Here is a 15006-nt window from a genome sequence, read left to right on the forward strand (position 1 = left end):
GAGAGCATGATGGGCGAATTCGATGCCATCCGACCTTACAACGACAGCGAAGTCCCAGCGGTACTGGCTCGGCTGCTCGGTGACAAGGCGTTTCTAGATATCCTCACCCACTTCCGCTTTCCGCGCCTGGCCGGAGCCTTCGGCTGGCTGCTCAAACCTCTTATAGCGCAAAGATTGCGCCGTGAGTTCGCCGACGTGACGTCGGTCGCCACCTTGCAGGACAAAGTGGAGTTCTACGTCGACCACACCATCGAGCGCGCCACCGACGGCGTGACCTATACCGGGGTGGAGCAGTTCAAGTCCGGCAGCGCCTACCTGTTCATCGCCAATCATCGCGATATCGTGATGGACCCGGCCTTCGTCAACTACGCCGTGTACCACGCCGGCCTGCCGACCCCGCGCATCGCCATCGGCGACAACTTGCTGCAGAAACCCTTCGTCAGCGACCTGATGCGCCTGAACAAGAGTTTCATCGTGCACCGCTCCCTCACCGGGCGGAAGGAGAAACTGGCGGCCTATCAGTTGCTCTCGGCGTACATCAACCACTCGATCCGCCACGACTGCGCTTCGATCTGGATCGCCCAGGCCGAAGGCCGGGCCAAGGACGGCGACGACCGTACCGAGTCGGCGATCCTCAAGATGTTCCACATGAGCCGCAAGGACGAACCGTTCGGCGAGGTGATCCAGTCGCTGAACCTCACGCCGGTGTCGATCAGCTATGAATACGACCCGTGCGACCAGGCCAAGGCCCGCGAGCTGTATATCCGCGCCACCACCGGCAGCTACACCAAGGCACCGGGCGAGGATGACGTGAGCATCGCCAAGGGCATCACCGGCTACAAGGGCCGGGTCCATGTGAACTTCGCCGCGCCGATCACCGAGCTGTTCGAGGACACCAAGCAACTGGCCCAGGAAATGGACCGGCAGATTCTCGGCGGTTATCGCCTGTTCCCGGTGCACTACCTGGCCTACGCCCAATGGGCCGACGCGGACCCGCAATTGCAGGTTCCCAGGGCGGCGCAGATGTTCGGTGCCGAAGAGCTGGCCAAGGCCGAGGAGGAATGGCAACGCCGGCTGGACGCTTGCCCGGCAGAACACCGGCCGTTCCTGGTATTGCAATACGCGACGCCGGTGCGTAATCAGTATCGGGTCAAGGCGGGGTTGCCGTTGTAACGCCGCCTAGCTGCCGATACAAGGATATCTGGCGAGGGGTTTGGCGAAACGTCGCACGCTCGGTTGCGCAGCCACCGCAAAATGGCTGTAGATCAAGGCTGATCTATTGGGTTCGAAGGGCTGCTTTGCAGCCCAGCGGGGATCAATCTCCTCGCCACAAAAACATCCGTGACCGGCGGTGCAAGCCGCCATTTCGCGTTTTTCAGTGAACCTGCGTACTGATCCACGACACCAGCAACGCCAGCGCCAGGCAGGCAAAACCGAACCGATAGAAGAATCGGTTCATGCGCTGGGTGGCCAGGTCCAGCAGTGCTTCGAAGCGCTCCTCGCCGTTGCCACTGCGCGCTTGCAGGCTGGCCCGCGCCCGCAGCTCGCGACGACGCGTGGCGTGCAGCAACCAACCTCCAGGGCAGGCAAACAACAAGGCCAGCAGGTTGATCAGTTTGGCAGGGTGGGCGGCGAACAGCGAAAACAGATGCAGCGACATCACAAACCTCAAGGAAAAAACGGACAGGACGCGGCCCGCGACAGCGAACAGGGCGCGGATTCTACCGAAAGGCCGGCGCACTGCCGCATTTTTTCCGACCAGTAACGATCTGTTCGGTGCTTCGGATGCTGGCGTAGCGACTTTGTGGCAGAGGGATTGATCCCCGCCGGCTGCGAAGCAGCCCCGGGCTTCCTGCCGGGCCCAAGCGCCTGCGAGTGCCACGCACTCGAGCGGGAATAGATCCCTTCGCCACGGCAGAAAGGCCGTGATCCATCGTAATTCTTCGCGTCACGGTTTCGTCATCTGGATAGGCCACTCTGTCGCCCTCCCAACCTGCACGGAACCCGTCATGCTGCACGCCGAAAACCAGGATCGCCTCTACCTCATCAGCCCGAGCGACGAACAACAGAACCTCGTCGACAGCCTGTCCTTCAATGTGCAGGACCGCCATTGGCTGGTGTACTGCGCCCTGGGCGGCCACCAGCATGCCGACTTGCCTGAGACAGACCTGCTGACCGGGATCAGCGTGCTGGAATTCTATTCCCAGGCCGCCTGAAAAAACTGTGGGAGCGAGCTGGCTCGCGATAGACGAGTGTCAGCCCTCTCGATGTTGGCCGATCCACCCCTATCGCGAGCCAGCTCGCTCCCACAAGGATTACAGGACTTAATGCTTACTCAGCCAGCACCTGGCCAATGGTCGGATCCTTGAACAGCCGGGTCAGGGCATCGCTCAACACGTCGCTGACCAGCTTGGTGTTGGTGTCCTGGTTGGGCGCCATGCCAAAACGCTGGTCCAGCGAAGCGCCATACCGACCGCTGTAGCGACGGTTGGCGTTCTGCACATCGGAGCGGAACGTCGCGCCGATGGTGGCTTCCGTCACGTACATGCCTTCCTTGGGCGACTGATACTTGAGCTCGGCCAGGGTCACGGTCAGTTGCGGTGCATTCATCGCGTTCGCGGTCGGGGTGAAGCCCAGCAAACGTACAGCGGCTTCGGCCTGGGCCTGCAGCTTGGGCAGGATCTGCGCACCCTGCACGGTGATCACGCTGGTTTCCGGGTACAGTCCGCCACGGGTACCGAGGGTTGGCGAGGGACGACCGTCCACCACACGCACGACTACTGGCTGGCCACGTCCGACTGGCGCCAGCTGGGCGTTGAGCCTGGGTTCAGGGTTAAGTTGTTGCGGGCTGTGGGCGCAGCCGACGAGGGTCAGACTGGTCACAGCGATCAAACCGAACAACAGGCGTTGCAACATGCTCTTCTCTCCAGAATCGGGCACTGACAAGCCCGCAGTATAGCGGTGCGCCACCGCGGCGAACCAGCCGATGAATGCTGAAATATCTGACATGAACCGGCTATCTCGGTTCCTGTCACTCCATTGTCACGGTCCTTACACCGGCATGTCATGACCCAATGCCAGGCTGTTCCCAAGCATCCCGACACGGTAACGATCATGCGCCTCCTTATCTCCCTGTTTACCCCTCGCCCCCATCACCGCAGTTTCGCCCTGCTGGACCGCGACGGTCGCTGCCAGGCGTTCAAGCAATGCAGCCTGCAACCCATGGGCGAAGGTTGGGTGGAAATCGAAGAGATCCGGCTCAGCTGGCTGAACCAGCCCTTGCCCGCCAGCGCCCGCGTACAACCGCTTCGTGCCCGCGCTCGCAACCGTCAATTGTTGGCCATCTGACCAGATGGCTAATAAAAGTCATTAAACACGACCATTTCCCTGCGTTTCTTCGTTACAATCTCCCCCCGATTATAAGGACGTCTCCTGATCGGGCCTCGCAACACCGCTGATGCATGGTCATCGGCATCCAGCATCGCCCACAGAGAGCCGCCCACACAGATCGAGTGAAGCTGGCGCGCCTGCTGTTTCCGGGCCAATCACCACTTTTCGCGAATCTGCAGAGCTGTCATTACGCTCGGTCACTGAGCTGTCTGCCCGTTTTGCCTGTCATGTACTCCATGGGGGCAACCGATCCGGGCACGGTGCCAGGCTGGGACAGCCCTTTTTTGAGGTTCACGTCTTCAAAAGAGCGTGAAAAAACGGGTTTTCACAACTTCACGAGAGTGTGGCGAGCAAATGAAGAGTTTTGCGTCTGAACAAGCACCATCAGCGTCTGGAATAGCCCAACGACACAGGACCGGATATCGCTCAAGAACTGGCGCCTGAAGCCTGTCCGCTACGGATTTGGTTGCACGAGTGGATGTCTCGGCCATAAGTCGAATTGCCTGCCCGGCGCTTAAATGAGTTCATATGACTCTTGAGGCCAGGCTGCATGCATCCGCAGTGTTGCGAATGAATTGCGAAGATTCGGACATGGCGATCCTGGCCATGGGTACCTGGGGCGCAACTGACCTTGCCCCGCCACTCCTGGCCGCTATGCCGACAATTTGGTGCTGCAGATTTTGGAGACGCGTTAAATGGCGCATAACGAAGCAGTCGATGTAGTTCTGGTAGGGGCCGGCATCATGAGTGCCACCCTGGCCGTGCTGCTCAAGGAGCTCGACCCCGCGATTTCGCTGGAAGTCGTCGAGCTGATGGATTCCGGTGCCGCGGAGAGTTCCAACCCCTGGAACAACGCCGGTACCGGCCACGCCGGGCTGTGTGAGCTGAACTACACCCCCCAGGCGGCCGATGGCAGTATCGACATCAAGAAAGCCGTGCATATCAACGCCCAGTTCGAGGTGTCGAAGCAGTTCTGGACCTACCTGACCCGCAAGGGCACGTTCGGCTCGTCCAGGTCCTTCATCGCACCGGTGCCGCACCTGAGCTTCGTGCAGGGCGAGAAAGGCGTGGCGTTCCTGAAGAAGCGCTTCGAACTGTTGAAGCAGCATCACGCCTTCGCCGACATGGAATACACCGAGGACAAGGCCAAGATGGCCGAGTGGATGCCGTTGATGATGCCCGGCCGGCCGGACGACGAAGTCATCGCCGCCACCCGGGTCATGAACGGCACCGACGTCAACTTCGGCGCCCTGACCAATCAGTTGCTCCAGCACCTGACCAGTGCCCCGGACGCCCAGGTCAAGTACTGCAAGCGGGTGACCGGCCTCAAGCGCAATGGCGCCGGCTGGACGGTCAGCATCAAGGACGTCAATTCCGGCAGCACCCGCGAAGTCGATGCCAGGTTCGTCTTCCTGGGCGCCGGCGGCGCGGCGCTGCCGTTGCTGCAAGCCTCGGGCATCGAGGAAAGCAAGGGCTTCGGCGGCTTCCCGGTCAGCGGCCAGTGGCTGCGTTGCGACAACCCGGACGTGGTCAAGCACCACCAGGCCAAGGTCTACAGCCAGGCCGCCGTGGGCTCGCCTCCCATGTCGGTACCGCACCTGGACACCCGCGTGGTCGACGGCAAGAAATCCCTGCTGTTCGGGCCGTACGCCGGCTTCACCACCAAGTTCCTCAAGCACGGTTCGATCATGGACCTGCCACTGTCGGTGCGCGCCGGCAACATCGGGCCGATGCTGGCCGTGGCACGTGACAACATGGACCTGACCAAGTACCTGATCAGCGAAGTGATGCAGTCCATGGAGCAGCGCCTGGAAGCCCTGCGTCGTTTCTATCCCGAGGCGAAAGCCGAGGACTGGCGCCTGGAAGTGGCCGGCCAGCGAGTGCAGATCATCAAGAAAGACCCGAAGAAAGGTGGCGTCCTGCAATTCGGCACCGAACTGGTGGCGGCCAAGGACGGCACCATCGCCGCCCTGCTGGGCGCATCGCCGGGTGCTTCGGTGACCGTTTCGATCATGCTGGAACTGATCGAGCGCTGCTTCCCCGAGAAGGCCAAGGGCGAATGGGCCGCCAAGCTCGCGGAAATCTTCCCGGCCCGGGAAAAAGTGCTGGAGACCGACGCGGCGCTGTATCGCAAGGTCAATGCGCAGAACAACGTCGCACTGGAACTGGTTGAAGAAAACAGCGAGACCCCAAGCTACGCTTGATTGGTCCGCATGAAAAAAACGCCCCGTACTCCATGAATACGGGGCGTTTTTTTATGGGAGAAGCTTGGGATGGCGCCCGCTGGTCCGCCAGGCAGCCCCTCGGCCAGTCAACCGCGCGCCTTGTTGAACAACTCGATGTATTCCTCGGCGTTGCGCTGGTCCTTGATCAACGCGACGAAATCGTTGCCATGTTCGTCCTTGCCATCGAGGTCATAGCCGGCTTCGACGAAGAAGGTCAGGAAGCGCTCGAAATCGTCGACCCGCAGACCGCGATAGCCCTTGATCAGTTTGTGCAGCGACGGCGAGGTGGCATCGGCCGGTTCGAAGTTGAGGAACAGTTTGATCTGTTCGTCGCCAATCTCGTCACCAATCACCTGTTTCTTGTCTTTACGCATTGCCGGCTCCAGCTCGCACAGTTCACGGGGCGGGCAGTTTACCCCCGGCGGGCCCCAGGGCTCAACGCGAGCGTTCGGTACCGGTGTGCAGGTCGGCCCAGATATGACCATTGGCGTAGGTCAGAAACTGCACGTAGACCGTGTCGTTGCGCAACAGATCGATGACCACCCGATACTGGGCCTGTGGATAAGACAGGGTCAGGGTCTTGCTCGCTTCGTCGAAGAGCGGTTTCTTCAGGCTTTTGCTTTCGCCATCGAAATTGAGGATCACCTGGCTGATGGTGGCGCCCTTGTTCAGGGGCTTGCCCTTGAGGCGAACCAGCAGTGGCGAGGTCACCGGTATCGGTTGCTGGTTGGATTGCCGCTGGTTGCCCAGCACCACCGAGTACTCGGTGACCTGCAGCAGTTGCTGTTGTTCGGGCTGTTCCTGGCGCACCACCAGGTCGTCAGGCGGCAGGAACTGGCTGTGCATCGGCGCGGCGACCACCGCCAGGGGCAGGCTGGATATCAACAGCGGAACGGCGCAGCGGCGGATCGATACTCTCATGTCAGGCTCCGAGGTCTTGGCCCGGCACTCTAGCATGAGCAGGAACGATAAAAATAAGCGAGCCGGGTCAATACATCCGGGGCTCCGGCGCGGCATACTCAGATGGCCATCAGCCTTGGTTTCATCGTGGCCAGGGACTGGTGTCCGGCAGGTCCAGATGCGTCCCGTTCAGTTAGTGGAGTGCCTATGTCTTTCTCCGCCCCGCCCTTGTTCGCTGCCTGGCGCCAGGCCTGGCGCACCGGTTATACCCTCGAGCGCCTGCGTGGCGACCTGGTGGCCGGGCTGACGGTCGGCATCATCGCCATCCCCCTGGCCATGGCGTTGGCAATCGCCGTCGGCGTGCCACCGCAGCATGGCTTGTACACCGTACTGGTAGCGGCACCGCTGATTGCCCTGACCGGCGGCTCGCGCTTCAACGTGAGCGGGCCAACAGCGGCATTCGTGGTGATCCTGCTTCCCATCACCCAGCAATACGGCCTGGGTGGCCTGCTGCTGTGCACGATGCTGGCCGGCCTGATCCTGATCGCCCTGGGACTGATGCGGGCCGGGCGGCTGATCCAGTACATTCCCTATCCGGTCATCCTGGGCTTTACCGCCGGTATCGGCGTGGTCATTGCCACCTTGCAATTGAAGGACCTGCTGGGCCTGACCACCATCGGCCAGGCCCAGCACTACATCGAACAGCTGGGCGCCCTGATCGTGGCGTTGCCCAGCGCACGACTGGGCGATGGCATTGTCGGCATCACCTGCCTGGCGGTGCTGATCGTCTGGCCACGCTGGGTCCCGCGCGTTCCGGGGCATCTGGTCGCACTGCTCGTCGGGGCGCTGCTGGGGGTGCTGCTGGAGCTCGGTGGCTGGCCCATCGCGACACTGGGCGAACGCTTCAGCTATATGGTCGATGGCATCAGCCATCCCGGCATCCCGCCCTTGCTGCCAACCTTCGACTGGCCGTGGAACCTGCCAGCCGGCGATGGCCAGCCACTGGGCCTCTCCTATGACCTGATCCGCCAATTGATGGCGCCGGCGTTCGCCATTGCCATGCTCGGCGCCATCGAATCGCTGCTGTGCGCCGTGGTGGCCGATGGCATGACCGGCAGCAAGCACGACCCCAACGCCGAACTGATGGGCCAGGGCCTGGGCAACCTGGTTGCGCCGCTGTTCGGTGGCATCACCGCCACGGCGGCGATTGCCCGTAGCGCCACCAACGTGCGCAGCGGCGCGTCCTCTCCGCTGGCCGCGATCATCCACAGCCTCGTGGTGCTGCTGGCGATGTTGCTGCTGGCACCGCTGTTCAGCTACCTGCCCATGGCTGCCATGGCTGCGTTGCTGGTGATGGTCGCCTGGAACATGAGCGAGGCCGGACATGTACTGCACACCCTGCGCATCGCCCCACGCAGTGATGTGCTGGTGCTGCTCACCTGCCTGAGCCTGACGGTGCTGTTCGACATGGTACTGGCGGTCGCCGTCGGCCTGCTGCTGGCGGCCGGGCTGTTCATCAAGCGCATGAGCGAACTGACCGACAGCGCCGAGCTGCCGCGTCACGCCCACCAAGCCTTGCTGGATATGCCCGAGCATGTGCGCTGCTATGAAATTCGTGGCCCGCTGTTCTTCGGCGCGGCAGAAAAGGCCCTGGACGTGCTGCGCAGATTCGATCCGGATGTGCGGGTCGTCGTGGTGGACATGGCCGCGGTGCCGATGCTGGACATGACCGCCCTGGCGGCGTTTGAAAATATCCTGAAGGATTATCGCAAGCAGAACATCGGCCTGATCCTGGTGGCAACCACCCCCAGGGTGCGCCTGAAGCTACGCCGTGCCGGCGTTCATCGCGAACGGCGCCAACTGGCGTATGTGCAAACCCTGGAGCAGGCGCGGGTCAAGAGCGAGCAGTGGTTGCAAGCCAACCACGCCTGACCTGGGTCTATCAGTCGAACTGGGCGCGCATCCAGGCCTGGTACTCGACAACGCCGGGCTCGCCTTCACGGGGTGCCCAATGGGCCAGTTCGCCTTCGCCCACGGGCCGGTAAGGGCCTGCCTTGCATTCGAACATCAGGCTGTCGGGTTCCAGCACCACCAGGCCGTGATACACACCGGCCGGCAGGTCGACGCCAAGGCAATCGCCTCCGGCCTGCAGGACGCGCTTGTCCACCACTCCCCCGGCCTCGTCGAAGATCAACACACCGAGACGACCCCTGAGTACCAGGAGCGTCTCGGCCTTGTCAGCGCTCAGGTGCCGATGCGGCGGGATGTAGGTCGAAGGCTGCAGGCCCACGGCCATGCGGTGGCAGGGCTCTTCCATGCGATGGAAATTATGGTGCTGGCGTCCGCGAGGACTGGCCGTGGCTTTCTCGGCCAGTTCATCGAACAACGCCTGATCCAGAAAGCCTGGCCGGGTCATCGATTACATTCCTTTCACAGCGAAAATACCGTTGGCGTTGCGCCAGTAACCCTTGTAGTCCATGCCATAGCCGAAGATATAGCGGTCGACGCATGGCAGGCCCACGAAATCAGCCTTCAGGTCGGGACGAGCCTTGCGGTCGTGGTCCTTGTCGATCAGCACGGCAGTGTGCACGGCACGGGCACCGGCGTGCCTGCAGAAGTCGATGATGGCGCCCAGGGTGTGCCCTTCGTCGAGAATGTCGTCGATGATCAAGACATCGCGATCGATGAACGACACTTCCGGCTTGGCTTTCCAGAACAGGTCGCCGCCGCTGGTTTCATTGCGATAACGGGTGGCGTGCAGGTAGGACGCCTCCAGCGGGAAGTTCAGGTAGGTCAGCAGCTTGCCGGAGAAAATCAGCCCGCCGTTCATGACGCAGAACACCACCGGGTTGGACTCGGCCAGTTGTTCATTGATTTGCGCACCGACACGGGCGATGGCCGCTTCGACTTCGGCTTCGGTGTACAGGCAGTCAGCCTCTCGCATGATTTGACGGATATGCTCGAGATCAGCGGACATGGCGCTCTCCAGGGGAGGTTGAAGGGAGGGACGGGTTCGGAAAAGCGGGCAAAGGTACGCATCCCGCCCGGCCAGATCAAGCGTTTGTGGACTAACGTTCTGTATTGTCTATAGGACAACATCCCCGGATAGATTAATCTAGCCCGGTTTTTTTGCCCGCCGCCGGAGCCTTCCCATGCCCATCCTCGAGATCCGCCATCCGCTGATCAGACATAAACTCGGCCTGATGCGTCGTGCCGACATCAGCACGAAGAACTTCCGCGAGCTCGCACAGGAAGTCGGTGCGCTGCTCACCTATGAAGCCACCAAGGACCTGCCGCTGGAGTCCTACCAGATCGATGGCTGGGCCGGTGCGGTCCAGGTAGAGAAAATCGCCGGCAAGAAAATCACCGTGGTGCCGATCCTGCGCGCCGGTATCGGCATGCTCGAGGGTGTGCTTAGCCTGATCCCGGGCGCCAAGGTCAGCGCCGTGGGCGTGGCCCGTAACGAGCAGACCCTGCAAGCCCACACCTACCTGGAAAAACTGGTGCCGGAAATCGACGAGCGCCTGGCGATGATCATCGACCCGATGCTCGCCACCGGCAGTTCCATGGTCGCCACCATCGAGCTGCTGAAAAAAGCCGGTTGCCGGGATATCCGCGCCATGGTGCTGGTTGCCGCGCCCGAAGGCATCAAGGCGGTGGAAGACGCCCATCCCGACGTAACCATCTACACCGCCTCCATCGATCAGAAGCTCAACGAGCATGGCTACATCATCCCGGGCCTGGGCGATGCCGGCGACAAGATCTTCGGCACCAAGCAGAAGGACGCTTGAGCATGCAGGATGAATTCAACGATCCGCTCTGGCGCCAGGTGCTGTCCGGTGCGCAGATGCTGTTCGTCGCCTTTGGCGCGCTGGTGCTGATGCCGCTGATCACCGGGCTGGACCCCAACGTGGCACTGTTTACCGCCGGCCTGGGCACCATCCTGTTCCAGGTGGTGACCGGGCGCCAGGTGCCGGTGTTCCTGGCATCGAGTTTCGCGTTCATCACTCCGATCATTCTCGCCAAGGGCCAGTTCGGCCTGGCCGAGACCATGGGCGGCGTGATGGCGGCCGGCTTCGTCTACACCTTCCTGGGGCTGGCGGTGAAGATCAAGGGCACCGGGTTCATCGACCGGCTGTTGCCGCCGGTGGTGATCGGTCCGGTGATCATCTCCATCGGCCTGGCGATGGCGCCGATTGCCGCGAACATGGCCATGGGCAAGGCCGGTGACGGCACCGAGCTGATCCACTACCAGACCGCGATGCTGATTTCCATGCCGGCCCTGCTCACCACCCTGGTGGTCGCCGTATTCGGCAAAGGCATTTTCCGCCTGGTGCCGATCATTTCCGGCGTGCTGGTGGGTTTCGCCATGTCGTTCTTCTTCGACGTGGTGGACACCGCGAAGATCGCCGCCGCGCCATGGTTCGCACTGCCGAACTTCACTGCGCCGGCGTTCAACTGGCAAGCGATCCTGTTCATCGTGCCGGTAGCGCTGGCACCGGCCATCGAGCATATCGGCGGCGTGATTGCCGTGGGCAGCGTGACCGGCCGCGACTACCTGAAAAAACCCGGCCTGCATCGCACGCTGTTCGGCGACGGCATTGCCACCACCGCGGCCGGCCTGTTCGGCGGTCCGCCCAACACCACCTATGCCGAAGTCACCGGCGCGGTGATGCTGACCAAGAACTACAACCCGAAGATCATGACCTGGGCGGCGATCTTCGCCATCGCCCTGGCATTCATCGGCAAGTTCGGCGCGCTGCTGCAGAGCATCCCGGTGCCGGTCATGGGCGGTATCCTGTGCCTGTTGTTCGGTTCGATCGCGGCGGTGGGCATGAACACGCTGATCCGCCACAAGATCGATCTGGGCGAGGCGCGCAACCTGGTGATCGTCTCCGTGACCCTGGTGTTCGGCATTGGCGGCGTGCTGGTCGGCACAGGCACTGGCCCGGACGATTTCGGCCTCAAGGGCATCGCATTGTGCGCGGTAGTGGCAATCGCCCTGAACCTGATCCTGCCGGGCAATGACAGCTGGAAGCACAAGAAGGCGGATGAGCCGCTGATCTGACTCAGGCATGAAGACTTCGTTGTCGGCCTGATAGTCATCGAGAGCAAGCTCGCTCCCACAATGGATCTCGAGTGGTCACAAACTTTGTGTACCCCCGCAGATCCCATGTGGGAGCGAGCTTGCTCGCGATGAGGCCCTTGAACGTCACAAAGCTATGGGAGCCCGTTCACAGAGAGTGCTCAACGCCTGTGCCCACTGCGGCTCATCATTGAGGCAAGGCACCAGCACCAGCTCCTCCCCGCCCGCCTCGCGGAACTGCTCACGGCCACGATCGCCGATTTCCTCCAGGGTTTCGATGCAGTCGGCCACGAATGCCGGACACATCACCAACACTTTCTTCACACCACTTTTGGCCAGTTCATCCAGCCGCGCTTCGGTGTAGGGTTCGATCCACTTGGCGCGGCCCAGCCGCGACTGGAACGACACCGACCATCGACCCTGCGCCAGTCCCATGCGCTTGGCGAACAATTCGGCAGTGCGTATGCACTGGGCGCGGTAACAGGTCGCCATGACCTGCGGCGAGGCGTTCCGGCAGCAGTCGGCATCCTTGAAACAGTGGAAACCCGTGGGGTCGAGCTTGGTCAGGTGCCGCTCTGGCAAGCCATGGAAACTGAGCAACAAGTGATCGTAGTCCTGTTCCAGATAAGGCTTGGCGCTGGCAACCAGTGCATCCAGATATTCCGGCTGGTCGTAGAACGGCTGGAGAATCGAGAACTGCACATCGAGCTTCTTTTCCCGCACCACCCGCTTCGCTTCCTCGACCACCGTGGTGACCGTGCTGTCAGCGAACTGCGGGTACAACGGCGCCAAGGTGATCTTCCTATGCCCCTGGCTGGCCAGGCGCACCAGCGCCGACTCAATGGACGGCTCGCCGTAACGCATCGCCAGCTCCACCGGCCCTTGGGTCCACTGCGCGGTCATGGCCTGTTGCAGCCGACGACTGAGCACCACCAGCGGTGAGCCTTCATCCCACCAGATCGAGGCATAGGCGTGGGCCGATTGCTCGGGGCGCTTGATCAGGATCAGCGACACCAGCAGCCGCCGTACCGGCCAGGGCAAGTCGATAACGTAGGGGTCCATCAGGAACTGGTTGAGGTAACGGCGCACATCGGCCACCGAGGTGGAGGCAGGCGAACCCAGATTCACCAGAAGCAACGCGTGATCGGTCATGCAACGTCCTATTTCAGAAGCGGCCGGACAACGTCGTCCAGGGCCGCGGGCAAGTCAGTGAACCGGAAAGTGAAACCCGCCGCCTGCAATCGGACCGGCGTGGCGCGCTGGCCGCCCAGCAACAGCAATGACAATTCTCCCAATGCGACTTTCAGCACCAGCTCCGGCATCGGCACCACCGTTGGCCGATTCAGCACCCGCCCCAGGGCCTTGGTGAAATCGCGGTTGCGTACCGGGTTTGGCGCGCACGCATTATAAGGACCGCTGGCGTCATCGCGATGCAGAAGAAAATCAATCAGAGCGATTTGATCGTCGATATGAATCCATGGCATCCACTGCCGACCATTGCCGATACGCCCGCCCAGCCCCAGTTTGAAGGGCAATAGCAGCCGCGACAAAAAGCCGCCCTCGGTGGCCAGGACCAGGCCGGTGCGCACCAGTACGACGCGCAGCCCCATGGCCTCGGCCCGCTGTGCGGTTTCTTCCCAGGCAATGCACAACTGGCTGGCGAAGTCCTCGCTCACGGGACCGGATTGCTCGGTCAGTTCCCGCTCACCGCCGTCTCCGTACCAACCCACCGCGGAACCGGAAACCAACACTCGGGGCTTGCGCTCGCAACGTTCCAGCCAGGCCAGCAAGACCTCCGTGAGGGTGACGCGACTGCTCCACAACAGCATCTTGCGCTTGTGGCTCCAGGGCCGGTCGGCAATCGGTGCCCCGGCGAGGTTCACCACCGCATCCACCGGCTCTTCGATCTCTTCGAGCCTGGCAATCCCTCGCACCTGTGCTCCGCAGATATTCGCCACCTGTTCAGGCCGACGACTCCATACTGTCAAACGATGTCCCTGCTCCAGCCAGTGACGGCAGAGCCGACGCCCGATCAATCCAGTACCGCCGGTCAGCAATATGTGCATGAGGTGATCCTCGCAGAGCGTTTTACCCGGCCCATTAGTCTATTTTTATAAGCAGGGATTTTTCGTATCAGACAGGGTCTGTGTTTTAACAATAGGACAACCTGTCCAAACGCGAACGGTAAAACTTATACCAAAAACCCGAATTGTACAGCTTTGAACGACGGCGTAGTCTGTACAGAAAGCTAAACGAGGCCCTCATGACTGTACCTATCGCAATCATCGGCACCGGCATCGCCGGACTCTCAGCCGCCCAGGCCCTGACGGAGGCCGGGCACATCGTTCAACTCTTCGATAAAAGCCACGGCAGCGGCGGGCGCATGTCCAGCAAACGCAGCGACGCCGGTGCGCTGGACATGGGCGCGCAATATTTCACTGCGCGCGATCGTCGCTTCGTCACCGAAGTGCAGCGTTGGCAAGCCAACGGCTGGGCCGCGGAATGGAACCCGCAGCTCTATCACTTCCAGGGCGGGCAGCTATCCCCTTCGCCGGACGAACAGACCCGCTGGGTCGGCACCCCGCGCATGAGCGCCATCACCCGGGCCTTGCTGGGCAAATTGCAGGTGCAGTTCTCCTGCCGGATCACCGAAGTGTTCCGCGGCCAGGAACACTGGCACCTGCAGGATGCGGAAGGCTTCACCCATGGCCCGTTCGGCCAGGTCGTGATTGCCACCCCCGCGCCCCAGGCCACTGCCCTGCTCGCCACCGCACCGAAACTGGCCGGGGTCGCAGCCGGGGTCAAGATGGACCCGACCTGGGCCGTGGCCCTGGCATTCGAACAGCCGCTGGATACGCCCATGGAAGGCTGCTTCGTCCAGGACAGCCCTCTGGACTGGCTGGCCCGCAACCGCAGCAAGCCGGGACGCGACAGCAAGCTCGATACCTGGGTTCTGCATGCCACCAGCGAGTGGAGCCGGCAGCACATCGACCTGTCCAAGGAAGCCGTGATCGAACACCTGCACGGTGCCTTCGCCGAGTTGCTGCACAGCGCAATGCCCGCCCCCAGCTTCAGCATGGCCCATCGCTGGCTCTACGCGCGTCCCGCCGGCAGCCACGAATGGGGCGCCCTGGCCGATGCCGACCTGGGGCTGTATGTCTGCGGCGACTGGTGCCTGTCGGGCCGGGTCGAAGGAGCGTGGCTCAGCGGCCAGGAAGCCGCGCGTCGCTTGCACGCCAGCCTGCAATAACTCGCGTCACCCTGCGCTACCCGCTGCTGTCGAGGCAGACAGCAGCCCATCTGCGACAACCTGTTCGACGCCGCCGCCTGCTGCAAATCCACACAAGTGGTTGACTTGTGTCGCAGCGAACCTATGATGAAATAATTGTACAAGAACAGTTTTCT

General features: G+C 62.0%; 16 protein-coding genes. 8 read left to right on the forward strand and 8 right to left on the reverse strand.

The features are described from left to right. The first annotated feature begins 6 nt into the window (after window positions 1-6). Window positions 7-1173 (forward strand): 1-acyl-sn-glycerol-3-phosphate acyltransferase, encoded by a 1167-nt coding sequence (locus tag AC1M7R_RS06410; protein WP_072431559.1) that lies wholly within the window; start codon window positions 7-9, stop codon window positions 1171-1173. Window positions 1174-1375: 202 nt separating this feature from the next. Here AC1M7R_RS06410 and AC1M7R_RS06415 read toward each other — a convergent pair whose 3' ends face one another. After that, window positions 1376-1660 carry a hypothetical protein gene (locus AC1M7R_RS06415; protein ID WP_072396875.1) on the reverse strand — a complete coding sequence of 95 codons (285 nt, stop codon included), beginning with the start codon at window positions 1658-1660 and terminating at the stop codon, window positions 1376-1378. Between the two features lie 349 nt (window positions 1661-2009). Here AC1M7R_RS06415 and AC1M7R_RS06420 point away from each other — a divergent pair, with 349 nt between their 5' ends. Beyond that, window positions 2010-2216 carry a hypothetical protein gene (locus tag AC1M7R_RS06420; protein WP_003185312.1) on the forward strand — a complete coding sequence of 69 codons (207 nt, stop codon included), beginning with the start codon at window positions 2010-2012 and terminating at the stop codon, window positions 2214-2216. A gap of 115 nt (window positions 2217-2331) precedes the next feature. Here the strand turns inward: AC1M7R_RS06420 and AC1M7R_RS06425 are convergent, their stop codons facing one another. Further along, window positions 2332-2916 (reverse strand): YajG family lipoprotein, encoded by a 585-nt coding sequence (locus AC1M7R_RS06425; RefSeq protein ID WP_072431558.1) that lies wholly within the window; start codon window positions 2914-2916, stop codon window positions 2332-2334. A gap of 198 nt (window positions 2917-3114) precedes the next feature. Here AC1M7R_RS06425 and AC1M7R_RS06430 point away from each other — a divergent pair, with 198 nt between their 5' ends. Both AC1M7R_RS06430 and mqo read left to right on the forward strand, forming a co-directional pair. Continuing rightward, entirely contained in the window at window positions 3115-3348 is a 234-nt protein-coding gene (locus tag AC1M7R_RS06430) for a hypothetical protein (RefSeq protein WP_072396871.1), read from the forward strand. A 737-nt stretch (window positions 3349-4085) separates the two neighbouring features. Continuing rightward, entirely contained in the window at window positions 4086-5594 is a 1509-nt protein-coding gene (mqo, locus tag AC1M7R_RS06435) for a malate dehydrogenase (quinone) (RefSeq protein WP_072396860.1), read from the forward strand. 107 nt (window positions 5595-5701) lie between these two features. Here the strand turns inward: mqo and AC1M7R_RS06440 are convergent, their stop codons facing one another. Then, entirely contained in the window at window positions 5702-5989 is a 288-nt protein-coding gene (locus tag AC1M7R_RS06440) for a PA4642 family protein (protein WP_072396858.1), read from the reverse strand. Window positions 5990-6050: 61 nt separating this feature from the next. Next, window positions 6051-6536 carry a hypothetical protein gene (locus AC1M7R_RS06445; protein ID WP_072396856.1) on the reverse strand — a complete coding sequence of 162 codons (486 nt, stop codon included), beginning with the start codon at window positions 6534-6536 and terminating at the stop codon, window positions 6051-6053. 186 nt (window positions 6537-6722) lie between these two features. On the opposite strand from AC1M7R_RS06445, the gene dauA reads away from it, so the two are divergent. Then, the gene (gene dauA / locus AC1M7R_RS06450; RefSeq protein ID WP_072396854.1) at window positions 6723-8447 is read left to right on the forward strand and encodes a C4-dicarboxylic acid transporter DauA; all 1725 of its coding nucleotides are present in this window, start codon (window positions 6723-6725) and stop codon (window positions 8445-8447) included. Between the two features lie 10 nt (window positions 8448-8457). Here dauA and AC1M7R_RS06455 read toward each other — a convergent pair whose 3' ends face one another. Both AC1M7R_RS06455 and AC1M7R_RS06460 read right to left on the reverse strand, forming a co-directional pair. Further along, window positions 8458-8931: a WbuC family cupin fold metalloprotein gene (locus AC1M7R_RS06455; RefSeq protein WP_072396852.1), complete on the reverse strand. Its 474-nt coding sequence runs from the start codon at window positions 8929-8931 to the stop codon at window positions 8458-8460. Between the two features lie 3 nt (window positions 8932-8934). Then, window positions 8935-9492: a hypoxanthine-guanine phosphoribosyltransferase gene (locus tag AC1M7R_RS06460; RefSeq protein ID WP_072396850.1), complete on the reverse strand. Its 558-nt coding sequence runs from the start codon at window positions 9490-9492 to the stop codon at window positions 8935-8937. Window positions 9493-9667: 175 nt separating this feature from the next. Here AC1M7R_RS06460 and upp point away from each other — a divergent pair, with 175 nt between their 5' ends. Together upp and AC1M7R_RS06470 are read left to right on the forward strand one after the other, a co-directional pair. Further along, window positions 9668-10306, forward strand: coding sequence for a uracil phosphoribosyltransferase (gene upp, locus AC1M7R_RS06465; protein WP_072396848.1), 639 nt, complete (start codon window positions 9668-9670; stop codon window positions 10304-10306). A 2-nt stretch (window positions 10307-10308) separates the two neighbouring features. Further along, window positions 10309-11583 (forward strand): uracil-xanthine permease family protein, encoded by a 1275-nt coding sequence (locus AC1M7R_RS06470; RefSeq protein WP_072396846.1) that lies wholly within the window; start codon window positions 10309-10311, stop codon window positions 11581-11583. A gap of 144 nt (window positions 11584-11727) precedes the next feature. Here AC1M7R_RS06470 and hemH read toward each other — a convergent pair whose 3' ends face one another. Together hemH and AC1M7R_RS06480 are read right to left on the reverse strand one after the other, a co-directional pair. Next, window positions 11728-12753, reverse strand: coding sequence for a ferrochelatase (hemH, locus tag AC1M7R_RS06475; RefSeq protein ID WP_072396844.1), 1026 nt, complete (start codon window positions 12751-12753; stop codon window positions 11728-11730). An 8-nt stretch (window positions 12754-12761) separates the two neighbouring features. Next, a complete protein-coding gene (locus AC1M7R_RS06480) occupies window positions 12762-13667 on the reverse strand; it encodes a TIGR01777 family oxidoreductase (protein WP_072396842.1) in 906 nt (301 codons plus the stop codon). Window positions 13668-13864: 197 nt separating this feature from the next. On the opposite strand from AC1M7R_RS06480, the gene AC1M7R_RS06485 reads away from it, so the two are divergent. Continuing rightward, window positions 13865-14851: an NAD(P)/FAD-dependent oxidoreductase gene (locus AC1M7R_RS06485; RefSeq protein WP_072431555.1), complete on the forward strand. Its 987-nt coding sequence runs from the start codon at window positions 13865-13867 to the stop codon at window positions 14849-14851. Window positions 14852-15006: the final 155 nt, after the last annotated feature.

It is taken from the genome of Pseudomonas sp. MS01C9, assembly GCF_058202755.1.

What these genes read in the sequence shown, in the direction of transcription:
- AC1M7R_RS06425 (WP_072431558.1), bottom strand. Translation starts at nt 2,916, where the DNA reads ATGTTGCAACGCCTGTTGTTCGGTTTGATCGCTGTGACCAGTCTGACC.
- AC1M7R_RS06430 (WP_072396871.1), top strand. Translation starts at nt 3,115, where the DNA reads ATGCGCCTCCTTATCTCCCTGTTTACCCCTCGCCCCCATCACCGCAGT.
- hemH (WP_072396844.1), bottom strand. Translation starts at nt 12,753, where the DNA reads ATGACCGATCACGCGTTGCTTCTGGTGAATCTGGGTTCGCCTGCCTCC.
- AC1M7R_RS06420 (WP_003185312.1), top strand. Translation starts at nt 2,010, where the DNA reads ATGCTGCACGCCGAAAACCAGGATCGCCTCTACCTCATCAGCCCGAGC.
- AC1M7R_RS06440 (WP_072396858.1), bottom strand. Translation starts at nt 5,989, where the DNA reads ATGCGTAAAGACAAGAAACAGGTGATTGGTGACGAGATTGGCGACGAA.
- AC1M7R_RS06470 (WP_072396846.1), top strand. Translation starts at nt 10,309, where the DNA reads ATGCAGGATGAATTCAACGATCCGCTCTGGCGCCAGGTGCTGTCCGGT.
- AC1M7R_RS06410 (WP_072431559.1), top strand. Translation starts at nt 7, where the DNA reads ATGATGGGCGAATTCGATGCCATCCGACCTTACAACGACAGCGAAGTC.
- AC1M7R_RS06480 (WP_072396842.1), bottom strand. Translation starts at nt 13,667, where the DNA reads ATGCACATATTGCTGACCGGCGGTACTGGATTGATCGGGCGTCGGCTC.
- dauA (WP_072396854.1), top strand. Translation starts at nt 6,723, where the DNA reads ATGTCTTTCTCCGCCCCGCCCTTGTTCGCTGCCTGGCGCCAGGCCTGG.
- AC1M7R_RS06460 (WP_072396850.1), bottom strand. Translation starts at nt 9,492, where the DNA reads ATGTCCGCTGATCTCGAGCATATCCGTCAAATCATGCGAGAGGCTGAC.
- AC1M7R_RS06415 (WP_072396875.1), bottom strand. Translation starts at nt 1,660, where the DNA reads ATGTCGCTGCATCTGTTTTCGCTGTTCGCCGCCCACCCTGCCAAACTG.
- AC1M7R_RS06455 (WP_072396852.1), bottom strand. Translation starts at nt 8,931, where the DNA reads ATGACCCGGCCAGGCTTTCTGGATCAGGCGTTGTTCGATGAACTGGCC.
- AC1M7R_RS06485 (WP_072431555.1), top strand. Translation starts at nt 13,865, where the DNA reads ATGACTGTACCTATCGCAATCATCGGCACCGGCATCGCCGGACTCTCA.
- mqo (WP_072396860.1), top strand. Translation starts at nt 4,086, where the DNA reads ATGGCGCATAACGAAGCAGTCGATGTAGTTCTGGTAGGGGCCGGCATC.
- upp (WP_072396848.1), top strand. Translation starts at nt 9,668, where the DNA reads ATGCCCATCCTCGAGATCCGCCATCCGCTGATCAGACATAAACTCGGC.
- AC1M7R_RS06445 (WP_072396856.1), bottom strand. Translation starts at nt 6,536, where the DNA reads ATGAGAGTATCGATCCGCCGCTGCGCCGTTCCGCTGTTGATATCCAGC.